The following is a 23,582-nucleotide window of genomic DNA, read 5'->3' on the forward strand; positions in this document are numbered from 1 at the left end:
CTCAGTTCTCCACGGCTTCCGCGAGGGCGGCGTCGCCATCGGGGTCGAGACCGGCGAAGCGCTGTAGCAGGCGTTCGATAGTGAACAGGCAGATCAGGACGCCGCCAGTGATGATGGGCAGGAAGCTCATGAAGCCGGGCAGTCCCAGGGTGGGGATGGCGACCGACCAGTTGAGCGCGGCAAGTTGGCCGCCATAGACCACCATGCCGAGCCCGAAGGCGAAAACGACGACGTCGGAAATGGTGCGCAGCACGGATTTAGCCCGCAGGGGGACGAAATAGAGCAGCACATCAAACCCAAGATGGTAGCGCTCGCGCACGCCGACGGCGGCGCCCAGGAATATGAACCAGGCCATGAGCATGATCGAGAGGGCTTCGGTGTAGCGCGGCGTGGAGCCCAGGACGTAGCGGCCATAGACCTGCCAAGCGACGGCGACGGTCATGGCGACCGGCCCGATGCCAGCTACCCAGAGCGCGAGGGTGGCGAGGCGGGAGAAAACGGCGCTAAGGCGGGTGAGCATCGTGTTCATCGATCATCCGTGAGCGGATTTTGGGCTGCCGGAAGCCAGGTGAGGGGCCGGTGCTGCTATTCCGGGATCTGTCCCGAGGCGGCGGCTCCACGAGGCTGACCGGCTCCGGAGGGCAGGGAGCGCGGCCTTGCGGCCGTGCCCCCTATCCAGCCGGGAGGAGCCGGCGGTTCGCTATTCGACTTCGAGCGCCTGGATGCGGTCGACCAGTTCCTGGAGTTCAGGGGTGTCGACATATTGCTCGTAGACGGGCGCCATGGCGTCGATGAAGGGTTGCTTATCGACCTCGATGATTTCCGAGCCGGCGGCGGCGACGGCTTCGAGCGAAGCCTGCTCGGCGGCATCCCAGAGCTCGCGCTGATAGGCGACCGAATCGATGGCTGCCTGGCGGACCAACTCCTGGTCTTCGGGCGAAAGCCGATCCCAGGTGATTTTCGAGATGGCGAGGACTTCGGGGACGATCAGGTGTTCGTCCAGCGTGTAATAGGGCGCGACTTCGGCGTGCAGCGCGGTTTCATAGGAGGGAGGATTGTTCTCCGCCCCGTCGATGACCCCGGTCTGGATGGCCGAATAGACCTCGCCATAGGGCATGGGCACGGCGTCGGCGCCTAGCGCGTTGATCATGTCGACGAAGAGATCCGACTGCATGACGCGGAATTTCTGACCCGCCATGTCCTCGATCGAACGGACCGGGGTTTCGGACGTGTAGAAGGACCGCGCGCCCGCATCGTAGAATGCGAGCCCGATCAGGCCGTGCGGCTCGAAGGCGGCGAGGATGTCGGCGCCGATATCGCCGTCGGCTACAGCGCGCATATGCTCCACCGAACGGAAGATATAGGGCAGCGAGGGGACCTTGGTCTCGGGAATGATATTGTTGAACGGGCCGAACGAGGCGCGGATGATGTCGATGACGCCGAGCCGGGTCTGTTCGATGGCGTCGGCCTCCTCGCCGAGCTGGCTCGAATGGTAGACTTCGATGCCGATGCGGCCGCCCGAGCGCTCCATGAGCAACTCACCCATGTGCTTGACGGCTTCGACCGTGGGGTAGCCATCGGGGTGGGTGTCGGACGAGCGCAAGAGGATTTCCTGGCTCGCAGCGCCGGTGGCGAGGCCGGCCAGGATGGCCACCGACGCCGAAAACTTCACGAAGACGTTCATAAGTTCCTCCCATGCACAGGCCGGTTCCTCCACCGGCCGAACGGCAAATTCTCCCAGAACGAGGCTTGCGGCAGAACACAACTGGCCCTATCCCTAGCCTGCCCCTCAATCTGGTATGGAAGATTGAATTGCATGTCAACTGACCAATTGTATGTTCTGTATGATAACTGAGCTGGACATAGTTGAAGAGACCAATGCAGAGCGTATCGTTTCGCTGCTGCGCGATGATATTATCAGACTGGCGCTCAAGCCTGGCGATCCGGTCTCCGAATCCGAGATGGCGCTGCGGTTCGGAGTGTCGCGGCAACCCGTACGAGAAGCGCTGATCCGCCTCTCACAGATGGGGCTGGTTACGGTGCGGGCGCGCAAGGCGACGCGGGTGGTGCCGATTTCCGAACAGGCGGTGCTCAACGCGCGCTTCGTGCGCGAGGCGCTGGAAGTTGAAATCATGCGCAAGGCGGCTGCGCGGGATCATTTGGGATGGGGAGAGGCGCTGGAGCCGCTGCTGATCGCGCAAGAGGAAGCGGCGACATCGCAGAACTTATCGGCCTTTCATGCGCTTGATGAAGCCTTTCACCGCAAGATCGCCGAACTCGCTGAGGTGGAGTTCGTTTGGGATTTGATCGACGCCCAAAAGGCGCAGCTCGACCGGGTTCGCTTCATGACGCTCGACTCCAATCTGAAGCTATCCCTGGCCGAGCACCGGGACATTACGGAGGCAATTCTTGCGGGCAGGGCGGATGCAGCGGAGCGTGTGTTGCGTACGCATCTGGGAAAAATCACCGCGCATCTCGAACTCGGCCGGAAGCGGTTTCCCGCCTATTTTATCCCGCGTTGATGGAGCGAAGTTGTCATATTTCTTTGGCGCCGTAGCCCATTAGGATCCAACACGAACCCGCCGCTGTCCTTCCTCGAGCCGGTGGCGTGCGCGCGAGGGGCGGGGAAAGCTCCCGCAACCCCGATCCGGCCACCATCTGCGCGGTACATCGCCTGTCGCTTTTTCGCGAACAAGCAGATCGCGCTCAATGCCGGGGAGGATGGCTCGGTGATCCGGGCAAGCTGCTTGTGAAGGATACAGCTGGGGTTATAACGCCGGGGCAGGTGAATATCAGAGGGCCTCGTCGCCACAGGCGTGATCGACCCGCCAAGGTGGTCCGCGCCGCGCTGGAGGATGCTGCGTCACTCCTGATCGCAACCGAGACCCTGGTGGCCGAGAAGCCCAAGAAGGGAGCGGCTCCCACCATGCCGGCCGGAGTCGGGATGGACTTCTGATTATCGCAAGTCAAAGTGCCCGGCGGTTTGCCGCCGGACATCGTTAACGATTGGGCAGGCCGGCTCAATCGGCTGTCAGCCGAGATATCCAGAAAAACTGTCGCCGCGCGGCCCTAATCAGTGTGGCCGAGCCTTCGCGCGAGCAAAGGAGTGCCCTAATAATGAAAATCGCGCAAATCGCCCCTTTGACTGAATGTGTACCGCCCAAGCTTTACGGCGGGACGGAGCGCATCGTAGCTTATCTCACCGACGAGTTGGTCCGGCAGGGCCATGAGGTGACGCTCTTTGCCAGCGGGGACTCAAGAACGCTGGCCCAGTTGGTGCCTTGTGCCCACGTCGCTCTGCGGCTCAACCCCCAAGTGCGTGACCCGATTCCCTATAATGTCATGATGCTTGAACAGGTGCGCCAACGCGCCGACGAATTTGATATCCTGCATTTCCACATCGACATGCTACATTTCCCCTTGGTGCGTGAATGCGCCGGCAAGACCATCACTACGCTGCACGGCCGCCTCGATCTGCCCGATCTCGTACCTTTCTATCGCACCTTCCCTGAATTCCCGCTGGTTTCGATTTCCAATGATCAGCGCAAACCCATGCCTCCGGTTAACTGGGCCGGGACGATCTATCACGGCCTGCCGGCAGACCTTCTGCCGTTCCAGCCAGAGGTAGCTGGCGGTTATCTGGCGTTCCTGGGACGCATCTCGCCTGAAAAGCGCCCAGACCGCGCCATAGAAATCGCGGCGCGTACAGGCATGATCCTCAAGATTGCCGCCAAGGTGGACAAGGTTGACCAGGCCTATTGGGAGGAAACCATCGCCCCGCTTATAGCCCGTCACCACAATGTCGAGTTCGTCGGCGAGATCAACGAGGCGCAGAAGGCGCAGTTCCTGGGCAACGCCACAGCGCTTTTGTTTCCCATCGACTGGCCCGAACCCTTCGGATTGGTGATGATCGAGGCCATGGCTTGTGGCACGCCGGTCATCGCCTTCAACTGCGGCTCGGTGCCCGAGGTACTCGACCGTGGCGTTTCCGGCTTCATTGTCGAGACGATCGAGCAGGCCGTCGAGTGTGCGCAAAAGGCGCGCGGCCTGGATCGTCATTTGGTCCGCGCCACATTCGAAGCCCGCTTCACAGCCGAGCGTATGGCGCGGGACTATGTGGCCCTCTATGAGCGCCTGAGCCTAGTGGGACGGCACGAAGCGTTTTCAGCGACTCAAACAGCCCGAAGCGTTTCCGTTCTGATGTGACGGAGGACAAAATGCATGAACTCGCATCACAGATGGAAGCCGGTGGGTTTCCACCCCATGACGAAGAACCCTATGGCGTCCTGGCCCGCGCATCGCTGCAAGAGGTCCGAACCCGCACGCTCAAGCATGGCGACACGTTCGGCGTGTTCGACCATAATGGCGACATCCATGCCGATCCAACGGGTGCAGAGGGCCTTTTTCACCGCGATACACGGCATCTCTCGCGCTTGACGCTGACCATCAATGGCAGCAGGCCGCTGCTTTTGAGCTCAACCCTGCGTGATGACAACGCTACTCTGACCTCAGATCTCACCAATCCCGACCTTTTCGACGAGCAGGGACGCCTCCGGCTCGAGCATGATCTGATCCACATCCGTCGCTCGCGGTTTCTTTGGAAGGCTGCATGCTACGAGCGGATCGCCGTCCGCAACTTCGACGAACAGGCGGTCACCGTGGTTCTCGACCTCGTCTTCGAGGCAGATTTTGCCGATCTGTTCGAGGTACGCGGCACCGCCCGCACACGGCGCGGGCAGGATCTCGAGTCAGTCGTCGGTGAAGACAGAGTGCTGCTGGGCTATACCGGGCTGGACGGAATCGAGCGCAAGACGCATCTGCGGTTTTTGCCCCGCCCCCACGTGATTTCGGGAGCGCGCGTACGCTTCGTCCTCACCCTCGAACCCAAGGAGACCCAATCGGTACTTGTGACTGTCGAGTGCCTCGACGGCGTCCACAAAACGCCCCGGAGAGAATCGTTCTTCAGCGCCATTCGCGGGGCACGCCATTCCCTGCGCAGGGCCTTCTCGCGCGCGGCCGCGATCGTTACCTCCAACGATATCTTTAACGAGAGCGTGGCTCGCAGCATCTCGGACCTTTATATGCTGATGACCGACACGCCGGAAGGTCCATACCCCTATGCTGGCGTTCCGTGGTTCAGCACGGTTTTCGGGCGGGACGCGCTCATCACCGCGTTCGAGACGCTCTGGATCGACCCAGATATCGCGCGAGGCGTGCTGTTCCATCTCGCGGCCAACCAGGCGACAGAAATGGACGCCGCTGCCGATGCCGAGCCGGGCAAGATCCTGCACGAGGTGCGGTATGGCGAAATGGCGGAGTTGGGCGAGGTGCCATTCCGCCGCTATTACGGCAGCATCGATTCAACACCCTTGTTCGTGATGCTGGCGGGAGCATATCTCGACCGCACAGGAGATATGGAGGCGATCGGTGCGCTCTGGCCTCACATCGAGGCCGGGCTGGCGTGGATCGAGCACTATGGCGACCGAGACGGCGACGGATACCTCGAGTATGGCCGCCGGTCCGAGCAGGGCCTGGCCAATCAGGGTTGGAAGGACAGCCACGATTCAATCTTTCACAGCGACGGTACGCTGGCCAAGGGCCCGATCGCGCTCTGCGAGGTGCAGGCCTATGTTTATGGAGCGTTCATGGCAGCAAGCGCCATGGCGGAACGCCTGGGGCATGCCGATGCCGCAGCGCGGTTTGCCCGGCGTGCCGAAAGCCTGCGCCATGCCTTCGCGCGCGATTTCTTCGACCCCGAGCTTGGCAGTTACGTTCTGGCGCTCGATGGCGACAAGCGCCCTTGCCGGGTGCTGTCGTCCAATGCAGGACATGCCCTTTGGACCGGTATAGCGGAACGCGCGCACGCCCGCTCGGTCGCTGCCGCCCTTATGGGCCGAGCAAGCTTCAGCGGATGGGGTGTGCGCACGATCGCAGCAGGTCAGAGCCGCTACAATCCCATGAGCTATCACAACGGTTCAGTCTGGCCGCACGATAATGCTCTGATCGCCGCCGGCCTGGCACGCTACGGGCTGAAGGGCGAAACGGTTCGCATTCTCGAGGGATTGTTCGCCGCGGCGAGCTATATCGATTTGCGGCGCTTGCCTGAATTGTTCTGTGGCTTTTCGCGACTCGCATCCCACGGACCGACATTCTACCCAGTCGCCTGTATTCCCCAGGCCTGGGCCGCTGCTGCACCGCTTTACACACTGCAAGCCTGCCTCGGCCTGCGCTTCGATGTCGAGGCCGGTCGCATCCTGTTCGACAGCCCAATGCTGCCGGACTTTCTCAACACGGTCCATCTGAAGCGCTTGCGGTTGAACAGTGCGACGGCCGATATTTCTCTCCACCGCTCTGGCCAAGCCGTGGTGGTCGAGGTGGAAAGGCGCCAAGGTGCGATTGGCGTCGCTACGACCACCTGAATACACCTTGGCGAGATAACGCTCGAATCAAAGTGTCAATCGGCGTTGAAGTTTGCCCCCAATATTGACCCCTATGTGGAGCGGGCGAACCGGTGGAGCTGGCGGGGGTTGCGGAGGCGGTTCGCCCGCGGGTCTGCTGAGGGAGCTTTATTCCCTGTTTTTGAATCGCCAGCTTTCGTTGCCGGTCCCGACGATATCGCAGTGATGAGCGAGCCGATCGAGCAGGCCGGTGGTCATCTTTGTGTCACCGAACACGGATGGCCATTCCCCGAAGGTGAGGTTGGTGGTGACAATGACCGAGGTCTGCTCATAGAGGCGGCTCACCAGATGGAAGAGCAATTGGCCTCCTGACTGGGCAAAGGGAAGATATCCCAGTTCGTCGAGGATGACGAAGTCCTTGCGCCCCATATACTCGGCCAGCCGCCCCTGCTTTCCAGCCCTGGATTCGATCTCGAGCTTGTTGACCAGGTCGACGACGTTGAAGAATCTGCCGCGTGCGCCATTGCGGATACAGGCTCGGGCTATGGCGATTGCCAGGTGGGTCTTTCCGGTTCCCGTCCCGCCGACCAGCACGACATTGCGCTGCAGGCGATCCAGCTCTGCCTGCCACGGCCCGATGGCTGGCAGGGGCTAGGTCTCTCGCTCATAGGAAAAGCGCGTCTCACTCGACCGGATGATCTTGCGCACCGTGTTGCGCGCAACATGCAGCTCACGCTCGATCTGCTTGATGGACTTGCCCTGCACGAAATATGCCCGGCGAACCCGTGCAATCGTATCCACGCCCTTCATCCCCCGACCGCCTGTCAAAATCCAAAACAGGCAGTGCTAAAAACAAAACAAGGGGGTCAATATTGGATGCCGATTAACCCCAAACCGGGGTCAAAATTGCACGCCTAATCACAGGCACGGATTGTTTACTGCAGGCGCGGCGGGCAGGACTTCGGCGGCCGCTCGCGACGCACCGTCATCGGATCGACACCGACCAGAACGCAGGGCCGGCGTTGCGAGATGTCATGATCCCGCACCGCCCTCAGCACCGCCTCCCGCTGCACCTTCGGTGTCGTTAGGACTTTCCCAGAAGGCCCTTCAGCACGATGTTGTCGAGCATTGCGTCCCCAGCAGGCGCGGGGCACGAACTCGTGCGGTCGTTCCTGAACTTGAGGTGGCGACCAAGGACATCGCGTTAGCGGCGGCGCGTGCCGGCGATGCTAGTCTGATCATCGGGAGCGTCGCGAATCGAGGTAGCGGATCTCGGGTCATCAACTCGATCCAGAGTGAAGCAGACTCGCTTCCGGACCCTTCGAATGGTCAAGTGAAGAGGCGATCGAGGACCTTTGGAAAACGCGGTGGGAGAAGGAGTTTCGACGTGTGAGTAGTCGTCTTGGACAGATCGAACGGCAATCTCACACCATCGCCGTCCCAAAGCTGCCAGCCCACTGTAGGACCCACAACAAAAATACAACAAAAGGCAACTTTGGCATTTTTGATAGATGGAGAACCGGCTTGGGCCTGAGTTCTAAATAAAGAAGCGATCGTAGGTACCGTTTGCTACTGGCGCCGGGCGCTCGCATGTTGAGGCGATTTGGCACATCTTGTCGGTTTCAGCCGATGTCAATATCGCGGTCAGAACGTCCAGAACGTGAAATGCCATTTCGGCGGATGGGCGATGTTGTCTGCTCTCCTTGATGGCCTGCGCGAATTCGGCCAACCCGATCCCGCGATAGTTGGCCAGCGAAGGTTTTTGTTCCGGCCAATTGATCTTTCCCAGCGGCAGTGCCTCTGTGGGAATGACGACCGTCCCATTCGCATCGGTGATCTCGAGGCTGCCGCCGAAGAAATCGGGGTCGGGAAGCACCAGTCGGCCATGCGTGCCGTGTAGGTCAATATGAGGCAGGGCAGTCGGCCGGCTGTCCCAACTCAATGACATGCATACCTGCGGTCCGGCACGGAAGCGCAGCAGGGCCTGTACGGTGGTCGGCACTTCCACCTCGATCGTTGTCCCCCGATGAGGTGAACCTGGTGCGGAGGCCGTCCGGACCCGCCGACCGATGGATCCGGTCGCGCTCACGGACGTGACGGGCCCCAAAAGAGAGACGAGCGCAGTTACATAATAGGGTCCAATGTCGAAGACCGGCCCGCCGCCGGGCTTAAAAAAGAACTCGGGATTGGGGTGCCGATGTTCCATGCCCCCGGATATGAAATTTGCCTGCCCGAAGACCACCTCGCCAATTGATCCGTCATCGACCGCTTGTCTGGCACGTTGCAGCGCTGCGCCGAGGAATGTGTCGGGAGCGCTCCCCAGCCGGACTGTTCTGGCTCGGGAATGATCCAGCAGCTTTTGCCCCTCTTCAAGCGAGGTTGCGAGGGGCTTTTCGGTATAGACGTGGAGGCCATTTTCGATGGCAGCCATGCTGACGGCGTAGTGGCTTGTGGGCGGAGTAAGGTTGAGAACGGCTTGCACCCCGTGCCTTCCCGCCAGAGCGTCTTCGACGCTCAAGGCGAGAATTCGATGCCGTGCTGCGAAACGCTCAGCGCGTTCGGCGCTCCGGGACGCGCACGCCACAATTTTAAAGCTCCGGAAGTGGTGTGAGAGCCTTGCATAGGCATGCGCGATATCCCCACAGCCGACTATCGCTACGCGCAAAACCATTACTTGCCGGCTCCGCCGAGCAGCCCGCGCACGAAGGCTTTCTGGAAGAACAGATAGGCGGCCATCACCGGCAACACCGATACCAGGGTCGCAGCCATCAGGGGCCCGTATTCGACCTGCAGGCTTGAGGCAAAGCCGGAAATCTGCACGGTCACCGGCCGCGCCTTGTCGCTTGAGGTGAGCGTTATGGCAAACAGCAGGTCGTTCCAGATCGCGCGGCTCTGTATGATGGCAAGTGCGGCCAGACCGGAGGTGGAAGCGGGGAGGAGTAGCTTCCAGAAATACCGGGCGGGGCCACACCCGTCGATCAAGGCCGCCTCGTACATCGAGCGGGGCACCGATGCGAAGAAATTGCGCATGAAGAAGGTGCAGAACGGAATGGCATAGGCGGTGTGTACGAGCCACATGCCGCCGATCGTGTCGTAAAGACCCATGCGCTGGATGAGGAAGAACAGCGGGATTTGAACGATCTGGAAGGGAACCAGCATGCCCGTGAGCAGCAGGAAGTATACGAGCCGGCCGCTCGCGCCGCGCATATAGGCAAGCGGGTAGCCCGCGATAGCGCCGATCAGAATCGAAAGGGCCACGGCCGGGACCGTGATGGCGATGGAGTTGAAAAAGCTCCGGCCCATGCGCTCGAACGCAATCAGATAGTTCTGCCAGTAAAACTCGCTGGGCAGCGAGAGCACCCGGGTGAGCTCGGACGGTGATTTCACCGAGGTGATCGCGGCCACGACGAGCGGGGCGGCAAAGACGATGGCGAAAACGATGAGCACCGTGCGGGTGAGGGCGCTCTGGCGCTGTTGGAGAGCAGTGCTCATCATTCGGCCTCGCTCTCGGTCACGCGAGTGGACATGTAGTAGATGTAGGGCATGATGACGACTGCGGCGATGATCAGCAGATAGACGGCGACGGCGCTGGCCTGGCCCATGGCAAAGCGACCGAAAGCGAGGTCGTACATCTGGGTGGCGAGCACTTCGGAGGAATAGGCCGGCCCGCCCCTGGTCATGGCCCAGACGACGTCGAAGAGGCGCATGGCGTCGATCGCGGACATGCCCAGCACGATAATGGTCGAGGGCCAGAGCAGAGGAAAGCTCACCTTCCAGAATGTCTGCCAGGGCGTGGCGCCCTCGATGCGGGCCGCTTCGATGCATTCGGTGGGGATATTGCGCAGTCCAGCGAAAAAGACCAGGAAGGCAAAGCCTGTCGTCCACCAGGCGACGGCGCCCATGAGCGAGAAATTGACGATCGCCGGATCGCCCAACCAGTTCTGCGCCAGCCCACCCAGGCCCACAAGATTGAGAACGGTGGTGAGCAGACCATTGGAGGGCTCGTACATCCAGCGCCAGATGGCTGCGACGGCCACCGCGGGGATGGTGAAGGGCAAAAAGAAGACAATGCGGAACACGCTCTCTCCCCGTATCCCCCGATCGAGGAGGGCAGCGAGAAGCAGTCCGATGCCAGTGGGGACGATCAGCATGAACGCCACCCAGGTAACGTTGTTGAGCACGGCGTTGATGAACCGCGGCTGGCCCAGAAGGGTTGTGTAGTTCTGCAGTCCGACCCAGCGCATGGAGGGCGAGAACCCGTCCCAGCTATGGAGGGAAAGGTGAATGCTCGAAACAATGGGGTAGATGTAGAACGTCGCAAACAGGAGGACGGGCAAGGCAAGAAATGCCAGATGCGTCCGGGTCGTGCGGTTCGGCATCAACGCGCGCAGGGCCATTGCCAACCTCATGAAGAAATGAAGGAGCGGCCGAAAGAGACCGCTCCAGGGCGTGATTTACCAGGCGATGAAGGCGTCTTCGGCGAGCGCCTGCTGGCGCAGGCTTTCGAGCGTGGCAATCAGTTCGGCCTTGACCGTATCGGACGGATCGATGGCGAACCGCTCGATCTGCACCCCCAATTCCGTGCCGACCGCCGTGGGCAGCAGAAAGAACAGATTGGGCAGAACGGCGTTTGCGGCCGAGGCTTGGGCGAACTGCTCGGCAAACTTGGCGCCGGCATAGCCGTATACCGAAGGATCGACGTTGATATTGGGAGCAAGCGAGCCTTTGGGGACCGCGAAGGCAGCTTGGCCTTCGGGTGAAGCTGCGGTGACAATGAAGTCCTCGGCCGCAGCAATCCCGGCTTCCGAGCCGGCGGGAACGGCGAGCACATCCATTTGGAAGATGGATTTACCGATGGTGCCGGGTGCCTGGAAAACGTCGAATTCCTCGCCAGCCGTGAAGCCGGCCTGTTCGAAGTAGGCGGCCACCCAGATACCCATCATGAACATGCCGGTATCGCCGTTGACCACGTCGTCGGCGGTCTGGGTCCAGGTCTTGCCACTCCAGTTGTCGGCGTAGCACGAGACCATCATGTCGCGGTAAAGGTCGAGCGCTTCGGAAAACTCAGGGCTGTCAAAACCGAGTTCGCCGCTGGCGAGTTGATAATAGCCGTCCTCGCCAAGGACAGAAACCAGAGGGGCATAGAAATTGTAAAGGCTCCAGAAGGTGCCGCCCGCATTACCGAGAGGCTGATATCCGGCCTCCGAGAGCGCGGTGCAGGTTTGCATGAAGCTGTCCCAGTCGGCGGGAGGCTCAAGGCCGAGCTCTTCAAAGATGGCGGTGTTGTAGAATACGTTGTTGATCAGCGAGAGATCGAAGGGAACGCCATAGGGCACACCGTCGACCTTTACGACACGTTGAACGCCTTCAGGGAAAATCTCGTCGCCACCGATCTCTTCCCAAACGTCGGTCAACGGGTGGAGCCGGCCGCCATCCACGAAGGCCTTGAGCTCGAAGGCCATGGAGCTCTGGTAGGCGGCGGGCGGCTGGCCACCCAGAAACGCCGTCTGGAGTTGGCGGCGCAGTTCCACCACATTGCCGGGGATGATCACGCCCGTGAACTGAGCGTTTTGAGCGGCCTCGTTGCCGTTGGCGATGAGCGCTTCCATGCCGGCGAGTTCCGAGCCGGCGGCATAGTAGTGCCAAATCTCATAGGTTTCCTGCGCGTGAGCGCCGGCCGAGGCCAGCGCCGCAGCGGCGATGACGCTCACCAATCCTGTCTTTTTCATTTTCCAACCTTTGCAGCCTGAACTTCCCTCTGCAGACCCTCTAATAATCTGCGTACAAGAAAAATTCTGCGCCAACCCAAGGTTAGATGTCAATCCCTTGTGCACTCCACATGAATGATGGAAAATTGGGCAATCTGGCTGACTTAAATTATGTAAGCAAAAACTGTTGGTTAAGCGAAATTGCTGGCGTCTGTCCAATTTGACTCCCCATCGGGCTATCGGCGTGCACTTGACGCGGGTGATGAACGGTGCATAATTTTTCTTTAGTACAGACAAATTGGGGGCGCCGATGAACCGCTCGTATCTGCGACGCTTTCATGCCAACGCGATCTTCCATCGCATCAGGCTCGAGCCCTCGATCTCGCAGCGCGAGATCATAGAGCGCACCGGGTTCGACAAATCGACAGTCTCCTCGATCGTATCCCGCTTCGCCGAGATGGGGCTCATCGAACGTCAGTCAAAGCCGGGGGCCAATCGACGGGGCCGTCCGTCGGAAGGACTGCATATCTCCCGCAATTCAGGGCTTCTGGTGGGGGTTCAAGTTGAGGCCGGCGCTGTCGGCTTTGTCGCCTGCGGGCTTGACGGATCGGTCATGGCGTCCCGGATCGAACCGTTTAGCGGGGCCCTTGATGGCATCGCGACCTATGTGAAGGCGGGCATAGACGCCGTGATTGCCGCCTCGGGCTCGAGCGCGCCGGTCATGGGCGTGGGCGTATCGCTACCAGGTCTGGTCAAGCGAGACGGCACGCTGGTCCACGTTCCTGTACTCGGCTGGCGCGACGTAGACATGCGCGGCCTACTTGACGGGGTCACCGAAGCCTCGATTTTCGTTGGCAATGACGGCAAGGCGGCCGCCATGGCCGAACGCATGTTCGGCGCCTGCACCGACATCGATGATTTTCTCTATCTATTCTCGGGCTCGGGCGTCGGTGGCGCGCTTTTTCTTGATGGCGAAGTTTACGGCGGAGCCGATGGCTTGGCCGGGGAACTGGGGCACATCAAGATCGTCCCGCAGGGGCGGTTTTGTTCCTGCGGCGCCTCGGGGTGCCTTTCCGCCTACCTCTCCGAACCGGCGCTAGTCCAGGAGATCGAAAGGCTGGGCGGCAGGGTGCCGAACGGTTTTGCATCGATCCTCCAAGGCGCCGAGGCGGGTGACGAAATTGTCCTCAATGTCCTCGACCATGCCGGAGAGGTGCTGGGGTCTGCGGTTTCGAGCCTCATCAACGTCTTCAATCCCCCCGTTGTTCTTTTGGGCGGCGATATCGCGCTGGCCCAACCCTATGTGTCGGCGGCCATGGAACGTGCCCTGCTGCGGCTGGCCCATCCGGCGATGTATTCGCGCAGCACCGTGAGGTTCTCGGAAATATCGGAAGGCATGCCACTGCTCGGTGGCGTCGCCATCGCCCTCGACGGCATCACGGGCCTCGATGGCTCGCATGTTCTGCAGTGAAAACAGTCTTCTAGCTTAGGTATACCAATGCGCATCGCCATCGTCGGCCTGTCCATCGAAATCATGCTCGCTTCGCCCATTCCTACGGGGATAGAGGCGCTCCAGGAATATTCCGCAGAACAGATGCTCAATGGCGATCTGTGGATGGTGCGCGGTATGCTGGCGCGGCTGGCGGAGGAACCCGGCTGGAATGCGGTGCCCCTCTACTGGGCAACAGCGCTTCCCGGCGGCCCGATGACGGCGGACGCCTACGAGATGGTCAAGAACAAGACCTTGTCGCTCCTTCAAAGTGAAGGGCCCTTCGAGGGTGTTCTGGTCGTCAATCATGGCGCGCTGGAAGTGGATGGACTGGACAGCGATGCTGATGCCGACTTCGTGTGCGCCATCCGCGAAGCGGTGGGGTCTGAAGTGCCGATTGGCGTTTCGCTCGACTTGCACGGCGATATGACGCCACCGCTGCTGGAGGCGGGAACGGTGTTCTCGGTGCTGCGTACCGCGCCTCACCGCGATGACCGCGAAACCGGATATCGTGCCGCCCACCAACTCATCGACGTCATCAAAAGGGGGCTCAAGCCCAAAAAGGCCGCGGTCACTATCCCCATCCTCGTGCCGGGCGAAACGGCGGTTACCACTCAGGAGCCCGGCCGCACGCTCTATGGAAGCCTTGCCGAGTTCGACGCCGTGTCGGGAATGATGGAGGCCAACATCTTGGTTGGTTTCGCCTGGAACGACCGCCCCTGGACGGCGGTGACCGCCTTCGCGGTCGCCGAGGACGATGCCGGGCTGGCCCGGGAGCAGGCGATCAGGCTGGCAGAAAAGATCTGGGCTGCACACTCGCAATTTGTGCTCAACATGGAAACCGCCGAAGTGGGGGAGGGGTTGGAGCGGGCTCTAACCGCGCCCGAGCGACCGGTTTATGTTTCCGATTCAGGTGATAACACCACGGCCGGCGCCGGCGGCGAATTGACGACCGTTCTCCAGGCAGCTCTAGACCTGCCGGAGGGCTCAGATATCATTGTCGCCGGGATCACCGCGCCGGAAACCGTGCGCCAGCTTTTGGCCGCGGGGATAGGAGCGGAGGTTGAGATCGAGCTCGGTGCCGAGCATCTTTCCCGACCTAGGACAAAGCGCAAGGTGAAAGCCGTGGTCGAGGGCGGAGGCGACTGGCTCGAACTGGGCGGCTTCCAGCCCTATCGCTCCCGGGAAGCGGCATGGGCCAAGGTGCGAATCGGCGACGTCGTCGCGACCTTCCACGCCCAACCGATCGGGATCACCACGCCGCAGCATTTCCGGGCCATGGATATCGATCCGCTGGCGCACAAGGCCTATGTGGTCAAGCTCGGCTATCTGCATCCCCAGCTCGAAGACATAGCGGCGCGTCATATCCTGCTGCTCAGTGACGGGACGTCACAGCTCGACATGACCCGGCTCGAATGGAACCGCCTGCCGCGGCCGACCTGGCCGCTCGACAAGGATTTCGACTGGTCCGCCGCCGCCTCGCTCTACGGCGATGCCGACTGAACCGGCTGCGGACACGACACGCGATTGAAAGGAGCCCACATGGCCAGCGTAACGCTCGGAAAGGTTGAAAAGGCCTATGACGGCCTTAAAACCGTTCACGGCATCGATCTCGAGATCGCCGATGGGGAATTCATCGTCCTTGTCGGCCCCTCCGGGTGCGGTAAGTCGACGACGTTGCGGATGATCGCGGGTCTGGAGACAGTCACCGGCGGTGAGGTCGCCATCGGCGGACGCAGGGTCAACGAGCTCCAGCCCGGCGAGCGCGACATTGCCATGGTGTTCCAGAATTACGCGCTCTATCCGCATCTGAGCGTTGCCGAGAACATCGTTTTCGGATTGAAGCTGCGCAAGGTGCCCAAGGCCGATATCGAATCTCGCCTCAAGCGCACCGCGGAGATCCTGGGGCTCGAGCAATATCTCGACCGCAAACCGCGCCAGCTCTCGGGCGGCCAGCGCCAGCGTGTCGCCATGGGGCGGGCGTTAATCCGCAATCCAGCCGTCTTCCTGTTCGATGAGCCTCTTTCCAATCTCGATGCCAAGCTGCGCGTCCAGATGCGCACAGAGATCAAGGAGCTACACGCCCGCATCCCGACCACAACGATCTATGTCACCCATGACCAGATCGAAGCGATGACCCTGGCCGACCGGGTCGTGGTGATGAACAAGGGGCGTATCGAACAGGTTGCCGCGCCCGAAGAGCTTTACCAGCGTCCCGCCACGCGCTTTGTGGCCGGCTTTATCGGTTCGCCGGGCATGAATTTCTTTTCAGTGACTATCGAAGCAGGCGGGAGCGAACTCGTCCTCAAGCTCCCCGATGGCCAGAGCCTTGCGGTGCCCGACAGCCGCAGGGCTCTGTTTGCGCCCCATGTTGGCGCGCAGATGCTGATCGGTATCCGTCCCGAACATTTCAGTGCACCAGCCGAAAGCGCCGCCAATACTCTCGATATCGTCGCTACGCTCGTCGAGCCCCTGGGCATGGATACGCTGGTCCATTTCCGCATGAACGGGACCGATGCAGTGGCTCGTCTGCTGCCGATGCCCGGACTGAATGCCGGCGCTTCGCTCAAGCTCGCCGTCGACATGGCCAAGGTGCATCTGCTCGATCCGAAAACGGACGCGGTTCTGGGATAAGATATGGTGGTCAGCCGGCAGGATCTGATCCGCGTTCTCGCGGCCATAGCTCCCGATCCGGTGCTTGGCGCGGTCTCCATGAATGCGATCGGCTATGTTGAAGCACGGCTTGCCGCGGAAGGAGCCAATTGGTTGCCGGCCGTGGAGGAAGGGTTGGTCCACCTTTCCGAGGCTTCGCTTCGGGCCGCGCGCGTTCCTTTCGCCGATATCGACGACCGGGCGCTTACCGAACTGGTCGGTGCCGTGGCCAACCAGAAGTGGTTTGTTATGCTGACGCGTTGGGTCGCCGAAGCGATCTATGCCAATCCCGGCAACGGCGGAAACCCTGGCGCTAAATCTTGGAGAGAGGTGGGATATCGCCATGGCCTACCTGAAGGGCCTGATGGTCCATCGCGAAAGGAACCCTTTCCCGAGCCCGAACGGGAGCTGGCGGCTCGATACGACGCCATCATTGTCGGTGCCGGGGCAGGGGGGAGCATCGTCGCTGCACAGTTGGCCCTCGCAGGACGCAAGGTTTTGCTCGTCGAGCGCGGTCGGCGCCTAGACTACCATAACAGCGGCCATCGCGATCATCTGCGCAATCATCGCCACCCGGTTTACGGCCACAACACCGGGCCCGACCGAGAAGATGGTCTGCGGGTCCTGGTCCGGCCCGACGGCAGCGAAGCCCTTGTCGAGCCCCACACCGTCGAGTTCGGCAACAATGCGGCCTGCGTTGGCAGCGGCACGCTGATCTATGGCGGGCTGGCCTGGCGCTTTCATCCCGACGACTTCCGCATGGCCAGCAAATACGGCGTACCTGATGGCTCGTCCCTCGTCGATTGGCCCATCGGATATGATGATCTCGAACCCTGGTACGAGATGGCCGAGCACGAGATCGGGGTGTGCGGCCCACAGGGCGCCATGCCGCACGAGTCCAAGCGGCGCCGAAACCTGCCGATGCCGCCGCTGCCGCGATACGCAAGTGCGCGGGTGCTCGAACGCGGCGGCCAAGCCCTGGGGCTTGAGACCTTCCCGCCGCCGGTGCTGGTCAATTCCGTGCCGCGGGCTGGCCGGGCTGCCTGCATGGAGTGCGGAAGCTGCGTCGGTTTCGCCTGTCCTTCGGACGGCAAAAACGGCACGCAAAACACCGTCCTTCCGCGCGCCCTGGCGACGGGCAATCTCACCCTTGTCGCCGAAACGACCGTCGAGAAGGTGCTGACGGCATCCAATGGGCGCGTAGCGGGAGTGGCGATGGCCTGGGATGATGCCGGAGAGATAGAGCGTCGTGAGATCGGCGCCGATATCGTGGTGCTTTCGGCTGGCGCTATCGAAACCGCACGGCTTTTGATGCTTTCGAATCTCGCCAATGAGTCCGGTCATCTCGGGCGCCACCTCCAGGGGCACACCTATCCCACCGCGTTCGGGCTCTTTGACGATGAGGTCTATGCAGAGCGCGGGCCGGGCGTCACCATCGCGACGACGGCCTACGCCCATGACAATCCGGGCATCGTGGGCGGGGCGATGCTGGCCGACGATTTCATCATCCCGCCTGCGATCTTCTGGGATCAAGCCCTGCCGCCGGATCTACCCCGCTGGGGCCAGGCGCCCCACGATTTCATGCGACACAGCTACCGACGGGTGACGCAGGTCAAGGGTCCGGTCCATGAAGTTCCTTCGCCCCAATGCAGGGTGGAACTTGACCCTACACTGACCGACAAATGGGGGCGTCCGGTGGCCCGCCTTTCTGGCGTCGTTCATCCCGAGACGCAGAGGACGACCCATTTCCTGCTTGAGCGGGCATGTGAATGGCTGGTTGCGTCCGGAGCGACCAAGGTCTGGGGGCACGTACCCGCGCCCAGGCTCTCGGCTTACCAGCATCAGGCCGGAACATGCCGGATGGGCGATGATCCGGCGCATTCGGTCACCGATCCGTTCGGCCGGGTCTGGGGGCATGACAATGTCTTTGTTGCCGATGCATCGCTGCATCCGACGAATGGCGGGTTCAACCCCGTCCTCACGGTCATGGCGCTCGCCTTCCGCAGCGCCGATCACATCCTTTCAACCCTATAGCGAGTCAATCATGAGCGAGCTCAAAGCAGTCACCCTTCCCGATTTCGGCACACCGCTGGAGCGTCCGCAAATCCCGGCTCAAACCCTCGACGCTCGGTGTGACGCAGCCTATGCGCGCGCCGGCAAGACATGGCTGTTCGTCTACGCCGACCGCGAGCACAACGCCAACATCCTCCATTTCACCGGGTTCGACCCGCGCTTTGAGGAAGCTATCCTGTTGCTGGGTCCTGATGGCCGCCGGGTGGTGATAACGGGCAACGAGTCCGAAAGCTTCACGGCGATTTCCCCGCTGCCCGAGCTCGAAACAGTTCTCGCTCAGACACTGAGCCTTATGGGCCAGGACCGCAGCCGCAAGCCCAGCCTTGAGGGGGTGCTGCGCGACGTTGGGCTTAAGGTGGGCGACACCGTCGGGATCGTGGGCTGGAAGTACCTGGGCAGCCAGGAATGGGAGGGTGAAACCCCGGGTTTCATCGTGCCCCACTACATGGTCTCGATTCTGGCGCGGCTCGTCGGTGGCGCCGAGGGGCTGTCCGATGAAACGGCGATGGTGATGAACCCGCGCGACGGGTTGCGCTCGATTGTCGACGCAGACCAGATCGCAGCGTTCGAATGGGCTTCGGCGCGTGCCTCGGCAGCGGTATGGTCGGTGCTCACGCAGGCGCGGCCGGGCCAGCGCGAGATCGAGGCGGCGGCAAACTTTACCTATGCGGGCGAGCCGCTGAGCGCGCATTCGATGTTTGCTTCAGGCAACCGCGGCCATCAGATCCATGGCCTCAACAGCGCCACCTCGCGCGTGCTCGAAAAGGGCGACGGGGTAACGACAGCTGTTGGATACTGGGGCGGGCTCTCCTCGCGGGCAGGCCTGCTTGACGATGACAACGAGGATTTCGTCGCCGTGGCAGGCCGCTATTTCGATGCGCTGGTCAAATGGTACGACACGGCCGATATCGGCGTGACCGGTGGGGCACTATACGATGCGGTGACTGAAAGGTTGGCCCAGGGCGGGCTTAAATCGGCGCTCAACCCCGGCCATCTGGTCAGTTACGACGAATGGAGTCATTCACCGGTGCGGCCGGGATCAACCGACGCGATCAGCTCAGGGATGGTCTTTCAGGTCGATGTCATTCCCACGCCAACCCCGGTTGGCACCGCGCTCAACTGCGAGGACGCAGTGGCCTTTGCCGATTCGAAACTGCGGGATGAATTAGCTGCCAAGCATCCAAAGACCTGGGAGCGCATCGCCAAACGGCGCGCCTTCATGCGCGATGAAATTGGAGTGTCGCTCAAGGAATCGATCCTGCCGCTCTCCAACATTCCGCTCTATCTGCCCCCCTTGTGGCTGGCGGCGGATAGGGTGCTCGTGAACAGCTGAGCCAGAGCGCGGGCGATACTTGTTGTCGCCCGCCTCCACGCTAGAGTGCCCAGCGTCCATAGGGCGAGCGTACGACTGCGCCAATGGCGTTGAGAATGATGTGGCCGGCCGTAAGTGCGGTGAGTTCGTTGACATCCTTGGCCGGAGCAATTTCGACGATATCCATGCCGAGCAGGCGCCCCCTCTGCGTCAGGCCCCTGATCAGATCGATAATTTGACGATAGGTGACGCCGCCGGGCTGGGGGTTGCTGACTGCGGGCATAACAGCGGGATCCAGCCCGTCCGCATCGATTGTGATGTAGAAATTGCCCCCCATCGGCATGATATCGAGCAGAGCCTGTGTGCCGAGCCGCTCCCACTCCGCCATGGTGACGATGTGGGCGCCATAGTCGAGCGCTGCAGCGACCTCCCCGGGTCGGGCGCTGCCCTGTCCGCGGATACCAAGCTGGTAAATCCCATCTATATGCGGCAATTCGGACGCGCGGCGGATGGTGCTCGAAAGCCCTTCAAACTTTTCGCAGAACGCATCGCGCCAATCGAGATGGGCATCGACATGGACAAGGGTGACCGGCCCGTGATCGGCCAAAGCCCTAAAAATGGGAATTGGGATGCCGTGATCGCCGCCCATGGTGATGGGAAAAGCGCCGGCCGAAAGAACACGCCGGGCCAATGTTTCTAACCGAGTATAGTGACTGGCAAGGTCGGTCCGGTCGCCGAAGACGTCACCGGCATCGCACAGACGAACGGGCTTGCCATTGAAAACGGTGCCGCCGATGTCGAAATCATAACGATCGAGGCTTTGCGTGAGGCGCTGAGAAGCGCGCCGCACGGCGGCAGGGGCGCGGCTCTGTTCGTTGACGATCTCCTCGAAAGAATAGGCATCGCCATAAGGCATGCCAATAAAGACGAAGTCGGCGTTGATCTCTTGGGTGGGGTCGACCAGGGGCATGTCGAGGAAGGTCTGGAACGCCCTAGGAGGCGGCGTGGACAGAGCGGTCATTTTGTTCGTCCATGGCATAGGGAGGGTTCAGGCGGCGAGGGCGACGCCCAGGAACTGACGTAATTCGGGAGTGCGGGGGCTGCCGAACACAGTGTCGGGCGTTCCCATCTCGTGCACCCGGCCCTCATGCATAAAGATCACGCGGTCGCAGACCTCGCGGGCGAACTGCATTTCGTGGGTGACCATGGCGAGGGTCATGCCTTTGCCGGCCAAAGTTCTCACCACCGCGAGCACCTCACCGACCAGCTCGGGGTCGAGCGCCGAGGTGATCTCATCGCAAAGCAGAGCTACTGGCTTCATGGCCAGCGACCGGGCGATGGCGACGCGCTGCTGCTGGCCGCCCGAGAGTTTATCTGGATAGGCATCGAACTTGTCCGAAAGACCTACGCTTGCAAGCATTTCCTCGGCGACCCTGCGGGCCTCCTCCTCGGGAACTTTCTTGACGACGGTCTGAGCGAGCATGACGTTGCGTCCTGCTGTCAGATGAGGAAACAGGTTGAACTGCTGGAAGATCATCCCAACCTTGAGCCGCAAGCGGCGCAGGTCGGCCGCCGTTTCGTGCAAGTGCTCGCCGCCAATGGTGACGGACCCCTCGTCGATAGTCTCGAGCCCATTGATACACCGCAAGAGCGTGCTCTTGCCCGAACCGCTTTTGCCGATGATGGCGAGCACTTCTCCGCGTTCGATCGCGATGTCGATACCCTTGAGGACTTGGACGGGACCAAAACTCTTGTGAACATCATTGATTTCGATGAGCGACATTGAGTTTCCTCTCGAGATTGCGGCTTCCCTGGGAGAGTGGCCAACACAGGATGAAATAGATTGTGGCGACAATTCCGTAGACGAGAAAGGGCTGGAAGGTGACGTTTGCCATCATCCCGCCGGCGCGGGACACCTCGATGAACCCTATGATCGAGGTGATGGCCGTCGCCTTGATAATCTGGACCATAAACCCGACGGTGGGCGGGATGGCGATGACGAAGGCTTGGGGCAGGATGATGTAGCGCATCTGCTCGAGATAGCTCATGCCCAGGCTCGCGGACGCCTCCCACTGGCCCTTGTGAACCGACTGTACGCATCCCTTCCAGATTTCGGTGAGGAATGCGGCGGTCCAAAGCGAAAGCCCCAGGATGGCGGCCAGCCAAGCCGACGTATCAATCCCGATCAGGGGCAATCCGAAGAACAGGACGAAAAGCTGGATCAAAAGCGGCGTGCCCTGAAAAAGATCAACATAGGCGCGGCTTATGACGTTGAGCGCTTTGATCGAACTGGTGCGCAGCGGCAGAAGCAGAAGCGCCAAGACGCCGCCGCCGACAAAAGAGATGAGCGAGAGCAGGATGGTCCAGCGGGTGGACAGCGCCAAGTTGCGCAGGATGTCCCAGGTGGTCAGGTCAGTCACGGGCATACCTCCGCGGGAAAATCCTACGCCCTAAAAGATCGAGCAACCCCCGCATGATGGCGGCCAGCGCGAGGTAGATGAATAGGGAGACAAAGAAGGTTTCGAACGAGCGGAAGTTTCGCGACTGGATGAAGTTGGCGACGAAGGTGATGTCCTCGACCGCGATCTGGGAAACGACCGAGGTGCCCAGCATGACGATAACGAATTGTGAGGAAAGGGCCGGCCAAATCCGCTCAAGTGCGGGAAAGAGGATGATGTGGCGGAAGACCTCGGTGCGCGACATCGCTAGGCTGGTGCCTGCCTCCACCTGCCCGCGAGGGGTTGCCTGGATGCCGGCGCGGACGATTTCGCATGAGTAAGCGCCGACGTTCAGCACGGTGGTGGCGATGGCCGCTGTGAAAGCCGAGACGCGAATGCCCAGTTCGGGCAATCCAAAATAGATGAAAAACAGCTGGATCAGGAACGGGGTATTGCGGATGACCTCGACATAGGCATGGACAACGGGTCGGGCTCGACCAGGCCCCCAGCTCAGCGTCCAGGCGCATCCCAGGCCGAGGGCTATTCCGCCCAGAGTGCCCAGCAGTGAAAGACCAATTGTGACGAGCACCCCCGCCAGCAGCATAGGCGCGTAGGGGATCACCCACCCATAGTCAAATACGTAGTTCATCCTTGGCCCCAATAGGCTGGCGCCCCGCCGTGGGTTGGCCAGGGCGCTGGTGCGGCACTAGAGATTTTCGGGTATCGGCTGGTAGAACCAGCGTTCGGACATGGCGTTGAGAGTGCCATCGGCCTTGGCGGCAACAATGATCTCATCAATCCTGGCCTGCAGTTCAGGCTCGCCTTTGGGAAGGCCGATATAGCAGGGCGAATCGGCGATAACGAACAGGGTTTCGGGACGGCGCTCGGGGTCGGTTTCAAGTACCGTCGCCGCAACCACATTGGCCGTAACCACGGCATCAACCTGCCCGGAAAGAAAAGCAGCCATCGTGGTACTTCCATCTTCGAAGCGGCGGATTTCGGTGCTTTCGAGTGCCATCTCGGTGATTTCGAGATCCTCGATGGACCCGCGCGCCACCGAAACCGTCATGCCCGCGAGGTCTTCGACCGAATCTACCTCGAGATCGGCGGGGCCAAAGACGCCACTAAAAAAGGGGGCGTAAGCCTGCTCGGAGAAGTCGATCACCTCGGCCCGCTCGGGATTACGACCCAGACTGGAGATGACGATATCGACGCGGCCACTCGTAAGGTAGGGCACGCGATTGGCGCCGATGACCGAGGTCATTTCCAGATCGACACCTAGGCTTTCCGCGACGAGACGGGCCATGTCGATATCATATCCGACTAGTTCAAGATTGGCGTCGGTCATCCCGAAGGGAGGGCCATCCTGCGGAACGGCGACGCGGATAACGCCTGATTCAGTAATCTCATCCAGTGAGCGCGCTGCCGCTTGCGAAACCGCAATGGAGGCGATGCCTACACCCACAATTACCCCGATCAATTTGGACTTCATTTCTGTTCTCCGCTTCCCCT

19 protein-coding genes and 4 pseudogenes are annotated in these 23,582 nt (G+C 61.2%); 9 read left to right on the plus strand and 14 right to left on the minus strand.

The genetic code is table 11. From position 1 onward, the window contains the following. Position 1: 1 nt before the first annotated feature. Both NO934_RS16645 and NO934_RS16650 read right to left on the minus strand, forming a co-directional pair. Complete coding sequence (locus NO934_RS16645) at positions 2 to 529, minus strand: TRAP transporter small permease (RefSeq protein ID WP_309161107.1); 528 nt, start codon at positions 527 to 529, stop codon at positions 2 to 4. Positions 530 to 700: 171 nt separating this feature from the next. Then, the gene (locus NO934_RS16650; protein WP_309161108.1) at positions 701 to 1,684 is read right to left on the minus strand and encodes a TRAP transporter substrate-binding protein; all 984 of its coding nucleotides are present in this window, start codon (positions 1,682 to 1,684) and stop codon (positions 701 to 703) included. Between the two features lie 160 nt (positions 1,685 to 1,844). Between NO934_RS16650 and NO934_RS16655 the strand changes: the two genes are divergently transcribed. From NO934_RS16655 to NO934_RS16665, 4 genes and pseudogenes are all read left to right on the plus strand, one after another. Then, positions 1,845 to 2,522, plus strand: a complete 678-nt coding sequence (locus NO934_RS16655; RefSeq protein ID WP_309161109.1) for a GntR family transcriptional regulator — start codon at positions 1,845 to 1,847, stop codon at positions 2,520 to 2,522. A gap of 171 nt (positions 2,523 to 2,693) precedes the next feature. Further along, a pseudogene (gene groEL / locus NO934_RS20670) lies at positions 2,694 to 2,956 on the plus strand (chaperonin GroEL); the annotation flags it as partial. A gap of 161 nt (positions 2,957 to 3,117) precedes the next feature. Next, positions 3,118 to 4,206 carry a glycosyltransferase family 4 protein gene (locus tag NO934_RS16660; protein WP_309161110.1) on the plus strand — a complete coding sequence of 363 codons (1,089 nt, stop codon included), beginning with the start codon at positions 3,118 to 3,120 and terminating at the stop codon, positions 4,204 to 4,206. A gap of 32 nt (positions 4,207 to 4,238) precedes the next feature. Then, positions 4,239 to 6,419 (plus strand): glycogen debranching N-terminal domain-containing protein, encoded by a 2,181-nt coding sequence (locus NO934_RS16665; RefSeq protein WP_375143304.1) that lies wholly within the window; start codon positions 4,239 to 4,241, stop codon positions 6,417 to 6,419. Here the strand turns inward: NO934_RS16665 and NO934_RS16670 are convergent. From NO934_RS16670 to NO934_RS16700, 7 genes and pseudogenes are all read right to left on the minus strand, one after another. Continuing rightward, positions 6,406 to 7,004: pseudogene (locus NO934_RS16670) on the minus strand (ATP-binding protein); the annotation flags it as partial. The gene NO934_RS16665 and the pseudogene NO934_RS16670 overlap by 14 nt on opposite strands. A gap of 48 nt (positions 7,005 to 7,052) precedes the next feature. Then, positions 7,053 to 7,208, minus strand: a pseudogene (locus NO934_RS16675) (IS21 family transposase); the annotation flags it as partial. A gap of 152 nt (positions 7,209 to 7,360) precedes the next feature. Continuing rightward, positions 7,361 to 7,536: pseudogene (locus NO934_RS16680) on the minus strand (IS3 family transposase); the annotation flags it as partial. A gap of 399 nt (positions 7,537 to 7,935) precedes the next feature. Further along, complete coding sequence (locus tag NO934_RS16685) at positions 7,936 to 9,069, minus strand: Gfo/Idh/MocA family oxidoreductase (protein WP_309161112.1); 1,134 nt, start codon at positions 9,067 to 9,069, stop codon at positions 7,936 to 7,938. After that, a complete protein-coding gene (locus NO934_RS16690) occupies positions 9,069 to 9,890 on the minus strand; it encodes a carbohydrate ABC transporter permease (RefSeq protein WP_309161113.1) in 822 nt (273 codons plus the stop codon). Before NO934_RS16690 ends, NO934_RS16685 begins: the two co-directional genes overlap by 1 nt. Next, positions 9,890 to 10,795, minus strand: a complete 906-nt coding sequence (locus tag NO934_RS16695; protein WP_309161114.1) for a sugar ABC transporter permease — start codon at positions 10,793 to 10,795, stop codon at positions 9,890 to 9,892. Before NO934_RS16695 ends, NO934_RS16690 begins: the two co-directional genes overlap by 1 nt. A 57-nt stretch (positions 10,796 to 10,852) precedes the next feature. After that, positions 10,853 to 12,127, minus strand: a complete 1,275-nt coding sequence (locus NO934_RS16700) for an ABC transporter substrate-binding protein (RefSeq protein ID WP_309161115.1) — start codon at positions 12,125 to 12,127, stop codon at positions 10,853 to 10,855. A 289-nt stretch (positions 12,128 to 12,416) separates the two neighbouring features. Between NO934_RS16700 and NO934_RS16705 the strand changes: the two genes are divergently transcribed. The 5 genes from NO934_RS16705 to NO934_RS16725 are packed head-to-tail and all read left to right on the plus strand — an operon-like array spanning position 12,417 to position 19,653. After that, complete coding sequence (locus NO934_RS16705) at positions 12,417 to 13,577, plus strand: ROK family transcriptional regulator (protein ID WP_309161116.1); 1,161 nt, start codon at positions 12,417 to 12,419, stop codon at positions 13,575 to 13,577. Between the two features lie 27 nt (positions 13,578 to 13,604). Continuing rightward, a complete protein-coding gene (locus NO934_RS16710) occupies positions 13,605 to 15,098 on the plus strand; it encodes a M81 family metallopeptidase (RefSeq protein ID WP_309161117.1) in 1,494 nt (497 codons plus the stop codon). Positions 15,099 to 15,137: 39 nt separating this feature from the next. Next, on the plus strand, positions 15,138 to 16,229 hold the full coding sequence (locus NO934_RS16715) for a sn-glycerol-3-phosphate ABC transporter ATP-binding protein UgpC (RefSeq protein WP_309161118.1): 1,092 nt from the start codon (positions 15,138 to 15,140) through the stop codon (positions 16,227 to 16,229). A gap of 3 nt (positions 16,230 to 16,232) precedes the next feature. Beyond that, complete coding sequence (locus NO934_RS16720) at positions 16,233 to 18,281, plus strand: GMC family oxidoreductase (protein ID WP_309161119.1); 2,049 nt, start codon at positions 16,233 to 16,235, stop codon at positions 18,279 to 18,281. A gap of 10 nt (positions 18,282 to 18,291) precedes the next feature. Beyond that, positions 18,292 to 19,653 (plus strand): M24 family metallopeptidase, encoded by a 1,362-nt coding sequence (locus NO934_RS16725; RefSeq protein WP_309161120.1) that lies wholly within the window; start codon positions 18,292 to 18,294, stop codon positions 19,651 to 19,653. 40 nt (positions 19,654 to 19,693) lie between these two features. Here NO934_RS16725 and NO934_RS16730 read toward each other — a convergent pair whose 3' ends face one another. The 5 genes from NO934_RS16730 to NO934_RS16750 are packed head-to-tail and all read right to left on the minus strand — an operon-like array spanning position 19,694 to position 23,562. Beyond that, a complete protein-coding gene (locus NO934_RS16730; protein WP_309161121.1) occupies positions 19,694 to 20,653 on the minus strand; it encodes an arginase family protein in 960 nt (319 codons plus the stop codon). 27 nt (positions 20,654 to 20,680) lie between these two features. Then, a complete protein-coding gene (locus NO934_RS16735) occupies positions 20,681 to 21,415 on the minus strand; it encodes an amino acid ABC transporter ATP-binding protein (protein WP_309161122.1) in 735 nt (244 codons plus the stop codon). Beyond that, on the minus strand, positions 21,393 to 22,052 hold the full coding sequence (locus tag NO934_RS16740) for an amino acid ABC transporter permease (RefSeq protein ID WP_309161123.1): 660 nt from the start codon (positions 22,050 to 22,052) through the stop codon (positions 21,393 to 21,395). The genes NO934_RS16735 and NO934_RS16740 overlap by 23 nt, the downstream gene beginning before the upstream one ends. Next, positions 22,045 to 22,719 carry an amino acid ABC transporter permease gene (locus tag NO934_RS16745; protein WP_309161124.1) on the minus strand — a complete coding sequence of 225 codons (675 nt, stop codon included), beginning with the start codon at positions 22,717 to 22,719 and terminating at the stop codon, positions 22,045 to 22,047. Before NO934_RS16745 ends, NO934_RS16740 begins: the two co-directional genes overlap by 8 nt. Positions 22,720 to 22,776: 57 nt before the next feature. After that, a complete protein-coding gene (locus NO934_RS16750; protein WP_309161125.1) occupies positions 22,777 to 23,562 on the minus strand; it encodes a transporter substrate-binding domain-containing protein in 786 nt (261 codons plus the stop codon). Positions 23,563 to 23,582: the final 20 nt, after the last annotated feature.

Origin of the sequence: Pelagibacterium sp. H642 (assembly GCF_031202855.1) — a bacterium.
In the GTDB taxonomy this organism is placed as follows: domain Bacteria; phylum Pseudomonadota; class Alphaproteobacteria; order Rhizobiales; family Devosiaceae; genus Pelagibacterium.

Excerpts from the sequence above, each read along its gene's own strand:
- NO934_RS16660 (WP_309161110.1), top strand. The coding sequence starts at position 3,118 with ATGAAAATCGCGCAAATCGCCCCTTTGACTGAATGTGTACCGCCCAAG.
- NO934_RS16710 (WP_309161117.1), top strand. The coding sequence starts at position 13,605 with ATGCGCATCGCCATCGTCGGCCTGTCCATCGAAATCATGCTCGCTTCG.
- NO934_RS16655 (WP_309161109.1), top strand. The coding sequence starts at position 1,845 with ATGATAACTGAGCTGGACATAGTTGAAGAGACCAATGCAGAGCGTATC.
- NO934_RS16750 (WP_309161125.1), bottom strand. The coding sequence starts at position 23,562 with ATGAAGTCCAAATTGATCGGGGTAATTGTGGGTGTAGGCATCGCCTCC.
- NO934_RS16725 (WP_309161120.1), top strand. The coding sequence starts at position 18,292 with ATGAGCGAGCTCAAAGCAGTCACCCTTCCCGATTTCGGCACACCGCTG.
- NO934_RS16690 (WP_309161113.1), bottom strand. The coding sequence starts at position 9,890 with ATGAGCACTGCTCTCCAACAGCGCCAGAGCGCCCTCACCCGCACGGTG.
- NO934_RS16715 (WP_309161118.1), top strand. The coding sequence starts at position 15,138 with ATGGCCAGCGTAACGCTCGGAAAGGTTGAAAAGGCCTATGACGGCCTT.
- NO934_RS16685 (WP_309161112.1), bottom strand. The coding sequence starts at position 9,069 with ATGGTTTTGCGCGTAGCGATAGTCGGCTGTGGGGATATCGCGCATGCC.
- NO934_RS16705 (WP_309161116.1), top strand. The coding sequence starts at position 12,417 with ATGAACCGCTCGTATCTGCGACGCTTTCATGCCAACGCGATCTTCCAT.
- NO934_RS16700 (WP_309161115.1), bottom strand. The coding sequence starts at position 12,127 with ATGAAAAAGACAGGATTGGTGAGCGTCATCGCCGCTGCGGCGCTGGCC.
- NO934_RS16645 (WP_309161107.1), bottom strand. The coding sequence starts at position 529 with ATGAACACGATGCTCACCCGCCTTAGCGCCGTTTTCTCCCGCCTCGCC.
- NO934_RS16665 (WP_375143304.1), top strand. The coding sequence starts at position 4,239 with ATGGAAGCCGGTGGGTTTCCACCCCATGACGAAGAACCCTATGGCGTC.
- NO934_RS16745 (WP_309161124.1), bottom strand. The coding sequence starts at position 22,719 with ATGAACTACGTATTTGACTATGGGTGGGTGATCCCCTACGCGCCTATG.
- NO934_RS16650 (WP_309161108.1), bottom strand. The coding sequence starts at position 1,684 with ATGAACGTCTTCGTGAAGTTTTCGGCGTCGGTGGCCATCCTGGCCGGC.
- NO934_RS16720 (WP_309161119.1), top strand. The coding sequence starts at position 16,233 with ATGGTGGTCAGCCGGCAGGATCTGATCCGCGTTCTCGCGGCCATAGCT.
- NO934_RS16735 (WP_309161122.1), bottom strand. The coding sequence starts at position 21,415 with ATGTCGCTCATCGAAATCAATGATGTTCACAAGAGTTTTGGTCCCGTC.
- NO934_RS16730 (WP_309161121.1), bottom strand. The coding sequence starts at position 20,653 with ATGACCGCTCTGTCCACGCCGCCTCCTAGGGCGTTCCAGACCTTCCTC.
- NO934_RS16695 (WP_309161114.1), bottom strand. The coding sequence starts at position 10,795 with ATGGCCCTGCGCGCGTTGATGCCGAACCGCACGACCCGGACGCATCTG.